At 68.0% G+C, this 14846-nt stretch carries 14 protein-coding genes; 9 read left to right on the top strand and 5 right to left on the bottom strand.

Annotation, left to right across the window (positions count from 1 at the left end; all coding sequences use genetic code 11):
- Positions 1-126 precede the first annotated feature (126 nt).
- From IB259_RS01290 to IB259_RS01265, 6 genes are all read left to right on the top strand, one after another.
- Positions 127-1335 carry an ABC transporter substrate-binding protein gene (locus IB259_RS01290; protein WP_054459154.1) on the top strand — a complete coding sequence of 403 codons (1209 nt, stop codon included), beginning with the start codon at positions 127-129 and terminating at the stop codon, positions 1333-1335.
- Between the two features lie 109 nt (positions 1336-1444).
- Entirely contained in the window at positions 1445-2335 is an 891-nt protein-coding gene (locus tag IB259_RS01285; RefSeq protein WP_054459153.1) for a branched-chain amino acid ABC transporter permease, read from the top strand.
- Between the two features lie 2 nt (positions 2336-2337).
- Positions 2338-3318 (top strand): branched-chain amino acid ABC transporter permease, encoded by a 981-nt coding sequence (locus IB259_RS01280; protein WP_054459151.1) that lies wholly within the window; start codon positions 2338-2340, stop codon positions 3316-3318.
- Positions 3318-4055 (top strand): ABC transporter ATP-binding protein, encoded by a 738-nt coding sequence (locus IB259_RS01275; RefSeq protein ID WP_054459145.1) that lies wholly within the window; start codon positions 3318-3320, stop codon positions 4053-4055. Before IB259_RS01280 ends, IB259_RS01275 begins: the two co-directional genes overlap by 1 nt.
- Positions 4048-4782, top strand: coding sequence for an ABC transporter ATP-binding protein (locus IB259_RS01270; RefSeq protein ID WP_013393054.1), 735 nt, complete (start codon positions 4048-4050; stop codon positions 4780-4782). Before IB259_RS01275 ends, IB259_RS01270 begins: the two co-directional genes overlap by 8 nt.
- A complete protein-coding gene (locus IB259_RS01265; RefSeq protein WP_175214413.1) occupies positions 4782-5279 on the top strand; it encodes an ureidoglycolate lyase in 498 nt (165 codons plus the stop codon). Before IB259_RS01270 ends, IB259_RS01265 begins: the two co-directional genes overlap by 1 nt.
- Before the next feature lies 1 nt (position 5280).
- Here the strand turns inward: IB259_RS01265 and IB259_RS01260 are convergent, their stop codons facing one another.
- The 3 genes from IB259_RS01260 to IB259_RS01250 form a co-directional block, all read right to left on the bottom strand.
- Entirely contained in the window at positions 5281-5910 is a 630-nt protein-coding gene (locus IB259_RS01260) for a bifunctional 2-polyprenyl-6-hydroxyphenol methylase/3-demethylubiquinol 3-O-methyltransferase UbiG (RefSeq protein ID WP_054459139.1), read from the bottom strand.
- Between the two features lie 161 nt (positions 5911-6071).
- Positions 6072-7928 carry a phosphoenolpyruvate carboxykinase (GTP) gene (locus tag IB259_RS01255; RefSeq protein ID WP_054459137.1) on the bottom strand — a complete coding sequence of 619 codons (1857 nt, stop codon included), beginning with the start codon at positions 7926-7928 and terminating at the stop codon, positions 6072-6074.
- A 145-nt stretch (positions 7929-8073) separates the two neighbouring features.
- Positions 8074-9696 (bottom strand): acyl-CoA synthetase, encoded by a 1623-nt coding sequence (locus tag IB259_RS01250; protein WP_119451836.1) that lies wholly within the window; start codon positions 9694-9696, stop codon positions 8074-8076.
- A 123-nt stretch (positions 9697-9819) separates the two neighbouring features.
- Between IB259_RS01250 and IB259_RS01245 the strand changes: the two genes are divergently transcribed.
- Positions 9820-10545 carry a TetR/AcrR family transcriptional regulator gene (locus IB259_RS01245; protein WP_119449102.1) on the top strand — a complete coding sequence of 242 codons (726 nt, stop codon included), beginning with the start codon at positions 9820-9822 and terminating at the stop codon, positions 10543-10545.
- On the opposite strand, the gene IB259_RS01240 is transcribed toward IB259_RS01245, so the two are convergent.
- Positions 10509-11420, bottom strand: coding sequence for an SDR family oxidoreductase (locus IB259_RS01240; protein ID WP_192327160.1), 912 nt, complete (start codon positions 11418-11420; stop codon positions 10509-10511). The genes IB259_RS01245 and IB259_RS01240 overlap by 37 nt on opposite strands.
- Before the next feature lie 137 nt (positions 11421-11557).
- On the opposite strand from IB259_RS01240, the gene IB259_RS01235 reads away from it, so the two are divergent.
- The gene (locus tag IB259_RS01235; RefSeq protein WP_175182359.1) at positions 11558-12352 is read left to right on the top strand and encodes an enoyl-CoA hydratase/isomerase family protein; all 795 of its coding nucleotides are present in this window, start codon (positions 11558-11560) and stop codon (positions 12350-12352) included.
- Here the strand turns inward: IB259_RS01235 and IB259_RS01230 are convergent.
- Complete coding sequence (locus IB259_RS01230; RefSeq protein WP_175164453.1) at positions 12349-13227, bottom strand: LysR family transcriptional regulator; 879 nt, start codon at positions 13225-13227, stop codon at positions 12349-12351. The two genes, IB259_RS01235 and IB259_RS01230, sit on opposite strands and share 4 nt — an antisense overlap.
- Positions 13228-13388: 161 nt before the next feature.
- On the opposite strand from IB259_RS01230, the gene IB259_RS01225 reads away from it, so the two are divergent.
- A complete protein-coding gene (locus tag IB259_RS01225) occupies positions 13389-14846 on the top strand; it encodes an MFS transporter (RefSeq protein WP_225596756.1) in 1458 nt (485 codons plus the stop codon).

Genomic DNA, 14846 nt, shown 5'->3' with positions numbered 1-14846 from the left:
TGCTGGTAAGCCCTAACTGGTCAGACCGGTACTACAGGATTACAAACGAGCAGAGTTCCCGCCCGCCGACGCCTCGCCTGCGCGAGCGGCGGCATCGCCGCACCTCCTTTCCAGAAGGAAACCACGATGAAACTGCTCCGCTTAGCCGCAGCCGTATCCGCGGTCGTACTCGCCTCCGCCGCCCATGGCGCCGATCCCGTCGTCATCGGCGTGAGCATCGCGCAGTCCCCGCCCGGGTCGGTGGTGCAAGGCACCCAGGTGAAGGACGGCGTGGAAATCATCGCCAAGATGATCAACGACAAGGGCGGCGTGCTGGGCCGGCCGCTGAAGATCATCTACGAAGACAACCAGGGCATTCCGGAAAAGGGCCGCGCGGCGGCCGAGAAACTGATCTCGCGCGACAAGGTGGTAGCCGTCACTGGCGGTCACCAGAGCTCGGTCTGCCTGGCCGAAATCGAGGTCGCGCACCGCTACAAGGTGCCCTACGTCAACACCAACTGCTGGTCCGACGACGTGCGCGCCAAGGGCTATCCGGAAGTCTTCAATCCGGCCAATTACAACACCCGCGTCTCAAGCGCCATGGCCGACACCATCGCGGCGCTGAAGGTCAAAAGCGTGGTCGCCTTCGCCGAGAACACCGACTACGGCATCGGCCAGGCCAAGCTGTTGGGCGAATTCCTCAAGAAGGCCGCGCCGCAGACCCAGTACAAGTACGTGGCGCTGGACCGCGCCGGCAAGGACTTCACGCCGGCCGTGCTGCCGTTGCGCGCAAGCCCGCCGGACTTGGTGGTCAACATCATGCTGCCGCCGGCCGCCTACATCCTGATGAACCAGTTGTACGAACAAGGCGTGGCGCCCAGCGCCAAGACCTGGTTCTACGACGGCGCCGGCATCGCCGACTATCCGGACTTCTGGAAGAACGTAAAGGAAGCCGGCAAGTACATGCTGGCCTTCGGCCTGTACCACCCGCAGATGCCCATGCCGCAGATAGGCATGGACGTGGCCGCCACCTACCAGAAGCAGGCCAAGACCGAACCCAACCGCCTCATCTTCCAGGCCGCGGACTCGGTGCTCCTGATCGCCCGCGCGATCGAAGAGGCCAAGTCCACCGACAGCGCCGCCATCATCAAGGCGCTGCAGGGCATGCAGTTCGAAGGCGTGCGCGGCAAGTTCAGCTTCTCGCAGCAGCCGGGCTACACCTACCAGCAGTGGGTCGACATCCCCTACGTCACCTACCAGTTGACCGAAGTCGACCAGCCGCTGAGCAAGACCACGCTGATCCAGGCCACCGGCCAGCCGCTGCAGGTGGAAAAGCTGGTCAAGCCAGCCAAATAAAGAGAATGCGCCCCCAAAGCGGGGGCGCCGCCCTCGGCAAAAGTACCGGATCGCCTCCACAGCATGACCGCAACACGCCGGGCCCCGCCCCGGCGCCAGGGAGAATCGAGTGCTGGCATTGGACCTGTTCGTCAACGGCCTGATTATCGGCCTGTACTACGCGCTGATGGCGGTCGGCCTGACCATGATCTTCGGCATCCTGAAGGTCGTGAACTTCGCCCATGGCGAGTTCTACATGATAGGCGCCTACACCTACACCCTGGTCTCGCTGGCCCTGGGCGTGCCGCCGTGGCTGGCGCTGCCCGTGGCCGCCGCCGCCGGCGCGCTGCTGGGCTGGGCCACGGAACGCTGGCTGATGCGTCCGCTATACGCGGGCTACGGCTCCTGGGGGCTGATGAAGGACGAGTACGCGGTGGTGGTCACCTTCGGGCTGTCGCTGCTGCTGATCAACCTGGTGGACAAGGTCGTGGGCCCCTACCCCATGCGCGGCCCGGCGCTGTCGGACGTGACGCGCATGGCGGTCGGTCCTTTCATGATGAGCGGGCAGAAGCTGATCACTGCCGGCCTGTCCATCGTGCTGCTGATCGGGCTGGCGCTCTTCATCAAGCGTTCGCTGTGGGGCCGGCAGGTGCAGGCGGTAGCGCAGAACCGGCTGGGCGCCTCTATTGCCGGCATCGACACCGCGCGCGCCAGCAGCATCATCTTCATGGCCTCCGGCGTGCTGGCGGCGCTGGCCGGGGCGCTGCTGGCGCCGGTCATCAATCCGGCGCCGGACGTGGGCGCGTTTCCGGCCATCAAGTCCTATGTGATCGTGGTGATAGGCGGCATGGGCTCGATTCCCGGCAGTATCGTCGCGGCGCTGGCGCTGGGCGTGCTGGAGAGCTTCGGCGCGGTCTACCTGTCCTATGACTACCGCGACACCTTCGGCCTGGCCTTGCTGATCCTGATCCTGCTGTTCCGGCCCAAGGGCCTGTTCGGCGAACGCGCGCGGGAGGTCTGAACATGGATCCGCTGGCCCATCCCAATCTGCTGCGCAACAAGCTGACCCAGGAAATGCGGCTGTCGCTGGCGTTCCTGGCCGTGCTGGCGCTGCTGCCGCTGGGCGTGTCCTCGCCGTACTGGCTGGGCGTGCTGATCGTCAGCATGTACTTCGCCATGCTGGCTTGCGGCTGGAACCTGCTGGCGGGCTACGCCGGCCAGTTCTCGCTGGCGCCGGCCGCCTTCGCCATGCTGGGCGGCTACACCACCGGTCTCCTGGCCTATCACTGGAAGGTGCCGCTGTGGCTGGGCCTGCCGCTGTCCGCGGTGGTGCCGGGGCTGATCGGCCTGGTGCTGGGCCGCATCGTGCTGCGGCTGTCGGGCCCCTACCTGGCGCTGACCACGCTGTCCTTCGCCGAGATCGTACGCCTGGTGATCTACAACTCCATTGACTTCACGCGGGGCGACCAGGGGCTGCACGTGCCGGCGCTGCTGGAAAGCCGCGTGGGCAACTATTACCTGTTCCTGGCCGCGCTGGCGGCGGTGACGCTGCTGATCTTCCTGCTGCTGCGGGCGCGCCCGGGACGTTTCCTGCAGGCCATCCGCGACGACGAGATCGGCGCGGCCAGCCGCGGCATCGACGTGGTGCGCTACAAGACGCTGGCCTTTCTGGTCAGCTGCGCCATCTGCGGCTTTGCCGGCGGCCTGTACGGCACCTTCGCGCAGCTGGTCAGCCCGGAACTCGGCATCGTGACGCAGACCGGCATGGTGATCGCCATGGTGGTGATCGGCGGAATGGGCACGCTGGTCGGGCCGCTCCTGGGCGCGGTGCTGGTCTACGTCGCGTCGGAATTGCTGCGCGACGCGGGCAACATCCAGATGATCGTGTTCGCGCTGCTGGTCATCATTTTCGCGCGCTTCTTCCGTGAAGGGCTGTGGGGCCTGGCGCGCCGCGCTATCCTGCGCCGCTCCGGCGACGCCCGCGCCAGCGCCAGGGGGGCCTGATGCCACTGCTGCAGATATCCGGAATACAAAAGCGTTTCGGCGGCCTGCTTGCCGTGAACGGCGCGGGCATGGACGTCGCCGACGGCGAACTGCTGGGGCTGATCGGCCCCAACGGCTCCGGCAAGACCACCCTGCTCAACGTGCTGTCCGGCCACCTGGCGGCGGACGCGGGCCAGGTGCTGCTGGACGGCCGCAGCGTGATGGGGCTGAACCCCACGCGACTGACGCGGCTGGGCGTGCTGCGCATGTTCCAGATGACCCGCGTCTTCAACCGGGTAAGCGCCTACGACAACCTGATCGTATGCGGGCTGGCCATGGGCCTGGACGAGGCGGCCGCCAGCCGCCGCGCGCTGGAACTGCTGGACGAGCTCAAGCTGACCCACGTCATGCACCTGGACGCGGGGCAGCTGTCGGGCGGGCAGAAAAAGCTGCTGGAGTTCGGCGCCTGCTTTATGGCGCCGCCGCGCATCGCGCTGCTGGACGAACCCTTCGCCGCGGTGCACCCGGTCATGAAGGAAACCATGTCGGAATTCATCCGCCGCCGCAACCAGAGCGGCCAGACCTTCATCCTGGTCAGCCACGACATGCCGGTGGTGGTGGACCTGTGTGCGCGCTCGGTGTGCATGAACGCCGGCCGCGTGCTGGCCGACGGCCCCACGCAGCAGGTGCTGCGCGAACCCGCGGTGATCGAAGCCTATCTGGGCGAACCGGGACAAGAGGAGCAGGACCATGCCTGACACGCTGCTCGCCATGGAAGGCGTGACCGCGGGCTACATGGGCGACATCGACGTGCTGCGCAACGTCTCGCTCACGGTGCAGGCCGGCCGCATCAGCGGCCTGATCGGCCTGAACGGCGCGGGCAAGTCCACGCTGATGAAAGCCATCTGCGGCTTCCTGCGACCCAAGTCCGGCCGCGTCACGCGCGCCGGACGCGATATCTCGGGCCAGCCGCCGCACCGCATGATCGACGACGGGCTCTGGTACATCCCGCAGGAATCCAGCCTGTTCCCCTACCTGACGGTGGAGGAGAACCTGCGCCTGCCGCTGGAGGGCCGGCGCAAGCGCTACGGCGACGTGCTGGAACCGCGCTTTACTGAAACGCTGGAGCGCTTTCCGGTGCTGAAGGAAAAGCTCAAGGACCAGGCCGGCAACCTGTCCGGCGGCCAGCAGAAGTCGCTGGAATTCGCCAAGGCCTATATGGTGCAGCCGCAGGTCTGCCTGATCGACGAACCCAGCATCGGGCTGGCGCCGCGCGTGGCGGCCGAAGTCTTCCAATGGATCCGCGCCTTCGCCGACGCCGGCATGGGCATCCTGCTGGTGGACCACAACGTGCGGCGCGTGGTGGCCATGTCCAACCACATCTACGTGCTGAGCCTGGGCGAAATCACCGCCTCCGGCTCGCCCGAGGATTTTGCCGGCGACCTGCATGAACAGGTGCGCGAATGGCTGGGGATCAATTTCTGATGGCTGCCCACACCCTGATAGCGCAGCCTCTGGCCGCTGCGGCGTTCGCACCCTATGGCGAGGTCGTCAGCAGCGCCGGCCGCGCCGGCCGCTCGATCAATGCGGGTACCTCGCTGCGCGTGGAAATGGGCGAGCCCGATCTGCTGGACGCGGGCGGCCGGCCATCGCTGTCGGTATTCCGCGCGCAGGCGATCGCCCTGCCCTTTGCCGCCCGCATCCTGGAACGCCACAGGCTGGGCAGCCAGACCTTCCTGCCGCTGGCGGGCACGCCTTATGTGGTGTTGGTTGCGCTGGGCGCAGAGGCGCCGGACCTGGCCACGCTGCGCGCCTTCATGGCGGGCGCGGGCGTGGGCATCACGCTGCGCCGGGATGTCTGGCACCACCCCTTGATGGCGCTGGCGGACGGCGAATTCGCCGTGCTGGAACGCGCAGGCCCCACGGTGGATTGCGAAGTGATCGATCTGCCGGACGCGCCCTGGACCATCCAGGCCGCCTGAACTACGCCGTGCGCCGCCAGACGCTGGCCAGCCAGGGCTGCTGCTCGCGCGGCAGGCCCTGCGGCCGGTAGTAATGTTCAAGTTCCTCGAAGCCGGCCGCCGTCAGCAGCGCGCTCCAGCCTTCCAGGTCATGGTAGGCGCCATAGCGCCCGCGGTTCCAGCCTTCCTGATTGCCGCCGCGCGGGTTGGAGCTGAACAGCACGCCGCGCGGCTTGAGCGCGCCATGCAAGGCGCGCAGCACTTGCGGCAGCTCCTGGCCAGGCACGTGGAACAAGGCGGCGTTGGCAAAGATGCCGTCGAAGCGCGCCGGCGGCAGGGCCAGGCGCAGAAAGTCCTGCTGCCAGACCTCGCAGCCAGTAGCCTGCCGCGCCATCTCGACGAAGCGCGGCGTGCCGTCCAGGCCGACCGCGCGATGGCCCAGGGCCGCGAACGTTTTCAGGTCGCGGCCCGGCCCGCAGCCGAAATCCAGGATGTCGTAGGGAGGTTCGCCTTCGATGTGGCGCAGGAGCGCCGCGATGTTCTGGCTGACGTCGTGGTCGCGCGTGCCGGCCTCGAACGAGTCCGCGTTCTCTTGGTAGTGCGCGACGGTCAGCGAACTGATCTTGGCGAGGTCTTCAGCGTCGAGTTTCATGGGGTGATTGTGCCGCAAAAAACAGCACGCGGCCGTGCCGGAAGCCGGCTCCGTCCGGCCGTCTGGCAACCGGGCGGATCCGTCTCAACCTGCGCAAGCTTCCCATGGGGTGTCAGACGCCTGACGAGCGCCAGCGCCAGACACCCTCACGACGCCCTGCCTCAGGCCGCCAGGCGGCCTTCGATGCTGGCCTTGGTGGCCGGCAGGTCTTCGGGCAGGCCCTGCTTGAGCTGGGCGAAGAGCTCCTGGTGCAATGCCAGTTCGTCGCGCCAGGCGGCGGCGTCCACCGACATGACCTGCTCGAACTTGTCCGGGCTGAACTCCAGGCCCGTCCAGTCGATGTCCTGGTAGCTCGGCGAAATGCCGAACACCTGGTCCACGCCCTTGGACTGGCCGTCGATGCGGCCCAGCATCCAGCGCAGCACGCGCATGTTGTCGCCGAACCCCGGCCAGACGAACTTGCCGTCCGGACCCTTGCGGAACCAATTGACGCAGTAGATGCGCGGCAAGGTGGCGCCGGCGGCTTCCAGCTGTTTGCCCAGCTTCAGCCAGTGGCTGAAGTAGTCGCTCATGTTGTAGCCGCAGAACGGCAGCATGGCGAAGGGATCGCGGCGCACCACGCCCTGCTGGCCGGCAGCGGCGGCGGTGGTTTCCGAGCCCATGGTGGCGGCCATGTAGACGCCTTCGACCCAGTTGCGGGCTTCGGTGACCAGCGGCACGGTGGTGGAGCGGCGGCCACCGAAGATGAAGGCGTCGATGACCACGCCTTCGGGGTTCTCCCATTCGGGGTCGATGGACGGGCATTGCGCAGCCGGCGCGGTGAAGCGCGCGTTCGGGTGCGCCGCCTTGCGGCCGGTTTCGCGCGCAATGGCGGGCGTCCAGTCCTGGCCCTGCCAGTCGATCAGGTGCGCCGGCGGCTCGTCCGTCATGCCTTCCCACCAGACGTCGCCGTCATCGGTGAGCGCCACGTTGGTGAAGATGACGTTGGCCTTGAGCGTGGCCATGGCGTTGAAGTTGGTCTGCTCGCTGGTGCCCGGGGCCACGCCGAAGTAGCCGGCTTCCGGGTTGATGGCGTGCAGGCGACCGTCCTTGCCGGGTTTGATCCAGGCGATGTCGTCGCCGATGGTGGTGACCTTCCAGCCGTCCATGCCTTGGGGCGGGATCAGCATGGCGAAGTTGGTCTTGCCGCAGGCCGACGGGAAGGCGGCCGCCACGTGGTACTTGCGGCCCTTGGGCGAGGTCACGCCCAGGATCAGCATGTGTTCGGCCAGCCAGCCCTGGTCGCGGCCCATGGTGGACGCGATGCGCAGCGCGAAGCACTTCTTGCCCAGCAGCGCGTTGCCGCCGTAGCCCGAGCCGAAGCTCCAGATTTCGCGGGTCTTGGGGAAGTGGACGATGTACTTGGTCGGGTTGCACGGCCAGGCCACGTCGGCCTCGCCTGCGGCCAGCGGCTTGCCCACCGAATGCACACAGGGCACGAAGTCGCCGTCGGCGCCCAGCACGTCATAGACCTGCTTGCCCATGCGCGTCATAATGCGCATGTTCACGGCTACGTAAGGGCTGTCGGACAGTTCCACGCCGATGTGCGCGATGTCCGAACCCAGCGGGCCCATCGAGAACGGCACGACATACAGCGTGCGGCCGCGCATGGCGCCGTCGAACAGGCCGTTGAGCGTCTCGCGCATGGCGGCGGGTTCGGCCCAGTTGTTGGTCGGGCCGGCATCCTCGGCGCGGTCGGAACAAATGAAGGTGCGGTCCTCCACGCGGGCGACGTCGGAGGGATCCGAGCACGCCAGGAAGGAATTAGGCCGCTTGGCGGGGTTCAGCCTGCGCATGGTGCCCGCCTGGACCATCTGTTCGCACAGCCGGTCATATTCTTCCTGGGAACCGTCACACCACACGACCTGGTCCGGCTTGGCCAGCGCCACAAAGCTGGCGACCCAGTCGATCAGGCCGCGGTGCTTCACATAGGCAGGCACGTTCAAGGCTGCCAATCCCCCATCCAAAGGCTTATTCATCGGGGTTTATCTCCATACTAGTAAGGCTAATGGTGATACGGCCCCAATTGGCATGGGGCCGTATCAATTTGCGCCATCATACTTGCAGCGGCTGGCTGCCCGTCAACCCATCCTCTTGGACGACATTGTCACCGGTTGAGACCGGTCAGGCGTAGCTGCCGTCGCGCAGCTCGCGGCGGATGATCTTGCCGGTGGCGGTGGTCGGCAAACTGGTTACAAAACGGATCGCGCGCGGATACTCGTGGGCCGCCAGGCGCTTGCGCACGTGGGCCTGCAGTTCCTTCACCAACGCGTCATCCCCTGCATAACCTTCGTTCAGCACCACATAGGCCATCACGATCTCGGTGCGCTGGGCGTCCGGCACGCCCACCACCGCGGCCATGCGCACGGCGGGGTGGCCGATCAGGCAGTCCTCGATGGGGCCGGGGCCGATGCGGTAGCCGGCGCTGGTGATGACGTCGTCATTACGGCCGACGAAGCGGATGAAGCCCTGCGCGTCGCGCACGCCCTGGTCGCCGGTCAGCAGGTAGTCGCCCGCGAACTTTTCGGCGGTGGCCTCGGGGTTGTTCCAATAGCCCAGGAACATGACGGGATCCGGGCGCAATACGCCGATGTTGCCCTCCTGTCCATCGGCCACTTCGACGCCCCGCTCATCCACAATAGCGACGCGGTGGCCCGGCGCAGCGCGGCCGATGGCGCCGATGCAGGGGTCGAACAGGGACGAGCAGGACGACACCAGCATGTTGCATTCGGTCTGGCCGTAGAACTCGTTGATGGTCACGCCCAGCACGCGCCGGCCCCAGTCTATGAGTTCCGCCCCCAGCGACTCGCCGCCGCTGGCGACCGAGCGCAGCGCCAGCGCGCCGGCGCCGGCCGGCAGCTCGGCGCCGCGCATCATCTTCAGCGCGGTGGGTGGCAGGAAGGTGTGGGTCACGCCATGGCGCGCCATCAGCTCGAAGGCGCTGGCGCCGTCGAACTTCTCGAAGCGGCGCGCCAGCACCGGCACGCCGTGGTGCCAGGACGGCAGCAGCACGTCCAGCAGGCCGCCGATCCAGGCCCAGTCGGCCGGCGTCCACATCAACGCGGCATTCTCCGGGAAGAATTCGTGCGACATCTCCACGCCCGGCAGATGGCCCAGCAGCACCCGGTGCGCGTGCAGCGCGCCCTTGGGCTTGCCGGTGGTGCCCGACGTATAGATGATGACGGCCGGGTCGTCGGCCGCCGTCGCCACCGGCGTGTAATCCTCGGATTCCGCGGCCAGCGCAGCGTGAAAAGGCACGGCGTCGTCCGGGCAGTCCTGGTCGATGCAATAGACCACCTTCAGGTCGGGCAGGCCGGCGCGAATCTCGCGCAGCTTGCGGCAGCCTTCGGCGTCGGTCACCAGCGCGGCCGCGCCGCTGTTGGCCAGGCGGTACTGGATCGCGTCCACGCCGAACAGCGTGAACAAGGGCACAGCCACCGCGCCCATCTTGTAGACCGCGATATGGGTTACCGCCGTTTCGGGCGCCTGCGGCAGGTAGACGGCAACGCGGTCGCCGCGCTTGACGCCGTGGCGCTCCAGGCTGTGCGCCAGGCGGTTGGACAGCGTCTTGATCTGATCAAAGGTGTAGCGCGATTGCGCGCCGTCGCTCTGCTCGTAGATCAGCGCCAGCCGGCCGCTGCCATCGGCCCATTTGTCGCAGGCATCGACGCCGATGTTGTAGGCCGCAGGCACCTGCCATTGGAATTGGGACGCGAGCTGCGCGTAGGAATCGGCTCTGGACAGCATGGTTTGTCTCTGATGTTGTTGTCGAACGCGCCGGCGCCCGGCGCCAGCGATGTAACGTCTTGCCTCAAACTTGACCCTGGCTCAATAATAAGCCCCCGTCCCCCCGCAGCCCACTCCCCCCGCATGGAAAAAGCCGCCACCGTCCCGATGCGCCGACCGCCGGCCAGCGCCAAATCCGAACAGCGCATCCGCGACATCCTGCGCGTCGCCCGCCAGGTCTTCTCCGAAGCCGGCTTCCAGGCGGCCACCACCACCGAGATCGCGCAGCGCCTGGGCGTGTCCGAAGCCACGGTGTTCACTTATTTCGGCGGCAAGCGCGAACTGTGCGTGCGGGTGATCAGCGACTGGTACGACGAGATCATCGCCAAGGTCGAGGACAGCCTGCCCCACGTGCACGGCGCGCGGGCCCGGCTGCATTTCCTGGTGCATGCGCACCTGCGCCACCTGCTGGCCGAAGGCACCGGGCTGTGCGCCTTCATCCTGTCCGAAGGGCGCGCGCGCAACGACGATTTCGGCGAGGTCTACGCGGGCCTGCAGCGCCGCTACACCGCGCCGCTGATGGGCATCCTGGCCCAGGGCCAGGCCGACGGCGACATCCGCCGCGACATGCCGCTGCGGCTCTTGCGCTCGGCCGTCTACGGGCCGATGGAGCATGTGCTGTGGGACGCCATCCTGCGCGGCGCACGGGTGAACGTGGCCGCCACCGCCGACCAGTTGGTCGGCTTCCTGTGGCAGGCGCTGCAGCCGCCCGCGCAGGACGCCCTGGCGCTGGCGCAATTCCGCGGCGAAGTGCGGGACGCCCTGCATCGGCTTCAATCGTCGGAAAACAAGGACGGCGGCTCGTACTGAGGAAAGCCGTTGTAGGCTTCGCCCCGCTCGGCGGGCGCCAGCGTCCAGGAATGGCGGGCATTGGGCACGCCGCCATCCACCCGGATGACGCTGCCGTTGATGAAGGCCGCGGCCGGCGACAGCAGGAACACGACCGCCGCCGCCAGCTCGGCCTCGGTGCCGAAGCGCTGCAGCGGCACCTTGGTGCGCAATTCGCGCAGCACGGCGCGGTAGTCCTCGTCGTAGCTGTCCATGCCGCTGGAAGCGATCCAGCCCGGCGCCACCGCGTTGACGCGCACGCCTGCATGGGCCCATTCGCAGGCCGCGGTTTCGGTCAGGTTCCAGACGCCCGCGCGCGCCGCGCCCGAATGCCCCATGCCCGGCATGCCGCCCCAGATGTCGGCCAGCATGTTGACGATGGCCCCGCCGTGCTGGCGCATGTGCTGGGTGTAGACCTCGCGCGACATCAGGAAGGTGCCGTGCAGATTGTTCTGCACCACCGCGTTCCAGCCGTTGTAGGTGATGCGGTCCAGCGGCGCCGGGAACTGGCCGCCCGCGCAATTGAACAGGCCGTCGATGGCGCCGTGCCGCGCCAGCGCATCGGCAACCGCGCCGCGCACGCCGGCCTCGTCGCGGATGTCGCAGGCGTGCAGGCTAATGCGGCCGCTGGCCTCGGGGTAGATCCGGCAGATTTCGTCCTGCGCCGCCTGCAGCTTGTCGAGCTTGCGCCCTACCAGCGCCAGGCCCGCGCCCAGCGACGCCAGCTCGTGCGCGGTGCAGCGGCCCAGCCCGCTGCCGCCCCCGGTCACGACGATGGTCTTGCCCTGATACAGCCCCGGCCGGAATACCGACGCGTAGCGTTGGCCGGCGGCCACGCCGCCTGCTTTCTGGCTCATGTCTCGCTCCATTATTTTTTTTGAGGATAACTCAATATTTGTTCCGATTCGATGGCCGGAACAGAAATTTCAACCTAGAATCGACCGCTAGTCCCGCCGCTTTGTTGAGCCTGAATCAAGAAAACTGGAGACCCGGAATGACCACGCCCGCCCCGCTGGACATCGCCCACGACGGACCCATCGCCCGCCTGACGCTGAACCGCCCCGACATGCGCAACGCGTTCGACGACACGCTGATCGCCGCCCTGACCGGCGCAGTGCAGGCCGCGGTGAACGACCCCGCCGTGCGCGTGCTGCTGCTGACGGGCGCGGGCAAGGCCTTCTGCGCCGGCGGCGACCTGAACTGGATGCGCAAGATGGCCACGCTGACCGACGCCGAAAACCGCGCCGACGCGGCCAAGCTGGCCCGCATGCTGCACGCGATCTGGTCCTGCCCCAAGCCGGTGGTGGCCTGCGTCAACGGCGACGCCTATGCCGGCGGCATGGGCCTGGTGTCGGCCTGCGACATCGCCATCGCCGCGGACAGCGCGCACTTCTGCCTTTCGGAAACACGGCTGGGGCTGCTGCCCGCCACCATCAGCCCCTATGTGCTGCGCGCCATGGGCGAGCGCGCGGCCAACCGCTACTTCCTGACCGCCGAGCGCTTCGACGCCGCGACCGCGTTCCGGCTGGGCCTGGTGCACGATGTCGCCCCCCTGGCCGACCTGGCGCAACGCGCCGAGGCGCTGTGCCTTGCCCTGTGCGACAACGGCCCCGGCGCGGTGCAGGCCAGCAAGCGGCTGGTGCGCGATTTCGCCGGCCGGGAGATCGACGCGGCCCTCATCGCCGACACGGTGGAACGCATCGCGGCCGTGCGCAGCACGGACGAAGCGCGCGAAGGCGTCGGCGCGTTCCTGGAAAAGCGCGAACCTTCCTGGCGCCTCAGGCGCTAGGCGCCCAGCCGCTCGGCCAGGAAATCGACGAAGGCGCGCAGCTTGGGCAGCGGGTGCCTGCTGTCGGGCCACAACACGGAAAAGCGGCCGCCAGCGTCGAGGTGCTCGTCCAACACAGTGATGAGCCTGCCTTCGTCCAAAGCCGCCCGCAGCGCGAAGTCCGGCAGGTAGGCCAGACCCAGCCCGGCCTGCGCCGCGCCGATCAGCGCCTCGACGCTATTGAAGGTCAACGCCGCGGGCTGCGGCGCGAGTGGCCCGTCGCGGAACTGCCAGTGCTGCGCCTGGCCCGAGCCCGGATAGCGATAGGCCAGCCTCGCGTGGCCATCCAGGTCGTCCGGCGTGCGCGGCGCGCCATGCGCGGCCAGATAGGCGGGCGCGCCCGCCACCACGAATCGATACGGCCCCAGCGGCCGCGCCCTGAGGCGCGAGTCAGCGAATTCCCCGCTGCGTATCACTGCGTCCAGCCCCTCGCCGATCACGTCGACGATGCGGTCGTTGAAGTCCAGGTCGAGTTCGATCTCCGGATAAAGGCGGGTGAATTCAGGCAGCAGCGGCAGCAACAAGCGGTAGCCGATGGCCGGCACGCTGACCCGCAAGCGCCCGCGCGGCGCTTCGCGCCCCTGCGTCACCTCGGCTTCGGCCTCATCCAGCTCGTGCACGATGCGCAAGCAGCGCTCCAGATAGAGCGCGCCCGCTTCGGTCAGGCTGATGCGCCGCGTACTGCGGTTGAGCAGGCGCACGCCCAGCCTGTCCTCCAGCCGCGCCACGCTCTTGCCCACCGCCGAGGCCGACAGGCCCAGATGCTCGGCGGCCGCGACGTAGCTGCCGCGCTGCGCGGCGTGGACGAAGGCATGTATTCCGCTCAGGCTGTCCATTTCCGCTCCATTAAGGAATATTTATCCGCTTAGATAGGAAATACGCGGCATTTTTGTTTTATTGACGCGATTTTATCCTTCATCGACGCCTATCCCGGCTATTCCAACCTGATTCGTCGATGCCTTCCTCTACCTCAGTTCCCGTTTCCCCTGGCTGGACCATGCTTGCCGTCTGCACGGCCGCCCTGATCCTGCCCTTGAGCTTTTCCGGCGGCGCCATCGCCACCCCCGCCATCGGCCGCGATCTGGGCGGCCACGCCCAGGCGCTCGGCTGGATCACTAACGCCTTCATGCTGAGCTTCGGCAGCCTGCTGATGGCGGCAGGCACGCTGGCCGACGCCTATGGCCGCAAGCGTTTGTTCGTGGCTGGCGTGGCCTTGTTCGCGCTGGTATCGGTTGCGCTGGCGTTCGCACCCACTGTGGCCTGGCTGGACGGCCTGCGCGCGCTGCAAGGCGCGGGCGCCGCCGCAGCCCTGGCCGGCGGTTCGGCGTCCCTGGCGCACGCCTGCCCTGGTCCGGCGCGCACCCGCGCCTTCGGCCTGCTCGGCGCCAGTTTCGGCGCGGGCCTGGCGCTGGGGCCGATGCTGGCCGGCCTGCTGATCGACAGCCTGGGCTGGCGCTCGGTCTTCTTGTCGAGCGCCGCCGTCGGGGCGCTGGCGCTGGCCGTCGCCCTGCCCCGGATGCAGGAATCGCGGGACCCGCAAGCGGGTCCGCTGGACTGGGCGGGCAGCCTGGCCTTCACCTGCGCGCTGGCGCTCTTGACCTGGGGCATCCTGGAAATGCCTGCCGCGCGCGGCGCGTCCGCGCTTGCCTGGAGGCTGCTGGCCGCTGCGGCGCTGTGCCTGCTGGCCTTCGTCGCGATCGAGCGTCGCGTGCGCCGGCCGATGCTGGACCTGACGCTGCTGCGCTATCCGCGCTTTGTCGGCGTGCAGATGCTGCCCGTAGCCACCTGCTATTGCTATGTGGTGCTGCTGGTGTTGCTGCCGATCCGCTTCATCGGCATCGAGGGGCGCAGCGAAGCCAGCGCAGGATTGGCGATGGCGGCCCTGTCCGCGCCGCTGCTCTTCATGCCGGCGGTCGCCGTCTGGACCATGCGCTGGATGAGCGCGGGCCGCAGTTGCGCGCTGGGCCTGCTGGCCGCAGCCCTGGGCCTGTACTGGCTCAGCCGCATCGGGGTGGAACACGCGCCCCAGGCCGCGCTCTGGCCCATGCTGCTGATCGGCGCAGGCACCGGCCTGCCCTGGGGCCTGATGGACGGCCTGTCCATGAGCGTCGCGCCGCCCGAGCGCGCCGGCATGGCCGCCGGCATCTTCAGCACCACCCGCGTAGCCGGTGAAGGCATCGCGCTGGCCAGCGTCAACGCCTTGCTGACCTTCTTGATCGCCCACCGGCTCGGCGCGGATCCAGGCGCCGCCGCGCAATACCTCGCAGCCGGCGACATGGCGCAAGCCCTGGTCCATCAGCCCGGCGCGGCCCCGGCCCTGTTGCGCCAGGCTTATGACGACGCCTTCCGCCAACTGCTGCACGCGCTGATCGCTATCACCCTGGCCTGCGCTGCGGTGGTGGCGCTGTTCCTGGATGCGCCACGCAGCCAGACCTTGCAGGCACGCATGCCATAA

This window comes from Achromobacter sp. ACM04 (genome assembly GCF_014851465.1).
GTDB classification, from domain to species: Bacteria; Pseudomonadota; Gammaproteobacteria; order Burkholderiales; family Burkholderiaceae_B; genus Achromobacter; species Achromobacter aegrifaciens.
Note: the sequence above shows the minus strand (reverse complement) of the source record. Positions and strands in the feature narration are given on the sequence as shown.

Coding starts and splice junctions, on each gene's coding strand:
- IB259_RS01235 (WP_175182359.1), top strand. CDS start 11,558: ATGACCACGCCCGCCCCGCTGGACATCGCCCACGACGGACCCATCGCC.
- IB259_RS01245 (WP_119449102.1), top strand. CDS start 9,820: ATGGAAAAAGCCGCCACCGTCCCGATGCGCCGACCGCCGGCCAGCGCC.
- IB259_RS01240 (WP_192327160.1), bottom strand. CDS start 11,420: ATGAGCCAGAAAGCAGGCGGCGTGGCCGCCGGCCAACGCTACGCGTCG.
- IB259_RS01250 (WP_119451836.1), bottom strand. CDS start 9,696: ATGCTGTCCAGAGCCGATTCCTACGCGCAGCTCGCGTCCCAATTCCAA.
- IB259_RS01225 (WP_225596756.1), top strand. CDS start 13,389: ATGCTTGCCGTCTGCACGGCCGCCCTGATCCTGCCCTTGAGCTTTTCC.
- IB259_RS01255 (WP_054459137.1), bottom strand. CDS start 7,928: ATGAATAAGCCTTTGGATGGGGGATTGGCAGCCTTGAACGTGCCTGCC.
- IB259_RS01230 (WP_175164453.1), bottom strand. CDS start 13,227: ATGGACAGCCTGAGCGGAATACATGCCTTCGTCCACGCCGCGCAGCGC.
- IB259_RS01275 (WP_054459145.1), top strand. CDS start 3,318: ATGCCACTGCTGCAGATATCCGGAATACAAAAGCGTTTCGGCGGCCTG.
- IB259_RS01260 (WP_054459139.1), bottom strand. CDS start 5,910: ATGAAACTCGACGCTGAAGACCTCGCCAAGATCAGTTCGCTGACCGTC.
- IB259_RS01270 (WP_013393054.1), top strand. CDS start 4,048: ATGCCTGACACGCTGCTCGCCATGGAAGGCGTGACCGCGGGCTACATG.
- IB259_RS01280 (WP_054459151.1), top strand. CDS start 2,338: ATGGATCCGCTGGCCCATCCCAATCTGCTGCGCAACAAGCTGACCCAG.
- IB259_RS01290 (WP_054459154.1), top strand. CDS start 127: ATGAAACTGCTCCGCTTAGCCGCAGCCGTATCCGCGGTCGTACTCGCC.
- IB259_RS01265 (WP_175214413.1), top strand. CDS start 4,782: ATGGCTGCCCACACCCTGATAGCGCAGCCTCTGGCCGCTGCGGCGTTC.